The 1,643-nt window shown below is 39.9% G+C and carries 1 protein-coding gene; it reads left to right on the top strand.

What is annotated here, in order from left to right; translation table 11 throughout:
* Nucleotides 1-1,643 (top strand): T9SS type B sorting domain-containing protein (locus OD803_RS14430; protein ID WP_262734055.1); only part of this gene is annotated, 1,643 nt, incomplete at both ends.

The raw sequence follows: 1,643 nt of genomic DNA, 5'->3' as shown, positions 1-1,643 counted from the left end.
ACAACGTTAACCATTAGAGTATTACCAAACCCAACTCCAAGTACAGATCCAGATAACCTAGAGTTATGTGATGACATCAATACAGGAGATGGACAAGAGGTATTTGATCTTACCGAAAACGAAGTATACATCATCAATGGAGAAGCAGGAGTAACAGCAAGCTACCATGAAACAGAAGAGGATGCAGAAGCAGGAGCCAATGCTATAGCAGACCCAACAATGTACACTAACATCCCAACCGATTACACAGCACAAACCATCTATGTGCGTGTGACTAATGACGTAACAGGATGTTATACCATAGTAACCTTTACGATAACCGTAAACCCATTACCAGATGTAGTAGCAGTAACGGACTTTATCATATGTGAAGACAATACCGATGGCTTTGCACAGTTTGATTTAACCAGTAAAGATGCAGAAGTACTTAACGGTCAAGATCCAACCCTGTTTACAGTAAGCTATCATGCTACACAAGCAGATGCTGATGATTTAATGAACGGATTGGTAAGTCCATATACCAATGTGATCAATCCACAACCAATCTATGTAGCTATTACCAATACAGTAACAGGATGTTCGATAAGCACACAAAGCTTTAACATAGAAGTTCAGGAAGCAGCAGAAGCCAATAGTGATATGGAGCCAATTCTATATGAGTTATGTGATGACAATATGGAGATAGATGGAGACCCAACTAACGACAGTGTACAGTTTGATCTATCGACATTAGATGAAGACGTACTAGATGGTCAAGACCCATTAAATTATACAGTAACGTACTATGCGAGTTTTGATGATGCAGACGCAGGAGTAAACCCATTACCTACACTTTATGAGAACATCACTAACCCACAGGTTATTTATGTAAGAGTAGATAATGATACCACACCAGACTCTATCTGTTATGATGTGACAGATCTGACCCTTCAGGTGAATCCGTTACCAGTATTTGATTTAGAAGACAGTTATATACTATGTGTGGATACTAATGGGACAGAAGTATTAGATCCTTTAGTATTAGATACAGGACTGACCACACCAGATTACAGTTTTACATGGTATCTTAACGGAACAGAAATCGCAGGCGCTACAGAAGGTAGTTATATGCCAACAGAAGGCGGAACTTATAGTGTAACCGTTGTAGATGAAGTAACATCAACAGAGACCAACTGTGAGAATACCGATGAGACTTTAGTTATAGAAAGTGCACCTCCAACCTTGGTAGCCGAAGTGACTACACAAGCTTTTTCAGAAAATCACGTTATAGAAGCAGAAGCAACAGGACCAGGAGAGTATGAATACAGTTTAGATAACGGTCCATGGCAAGACAGTGGTTTGTTTGAAGACGTTACCTCAGGAGAACATGTAGTAGTGGCAAGAGACAAGAATGGATGTGGATTGACAGCGTTGGAGATAACAGTGTTGGATTATCCAAAGTACTTTACACCAAATGGAGATGGATATCACGATACATGGAACATTATAGGATTTGCAGGTAGAGCTGACGTAAAAATTTATATCTTTGACAGGTTTGGAAAACTGTTGAAGCAGATATCTCCTTCGGGACAAGGATGGGATGGAACCTACAATGGAAACCCAATGCCATCAAGTGATTACTGGTTTGTAGTAGAGTACGACGA

The organism is Gaetbulibacter sp. NE (assembly GCF_025548475.1).
Classification (GTDB): domain Bacteria; phylum Bacteroidota; class Bacteroidia; order Flavobacteriales; family Flavobacteriaceae; genus Gaetbulibacter_B; species Gaetbulibacter_B jejuensis.
Note: the sequence above shows the minus strand (reverse complement) of the source record. Positions and strands in the feature narration are given on the sequence as shown.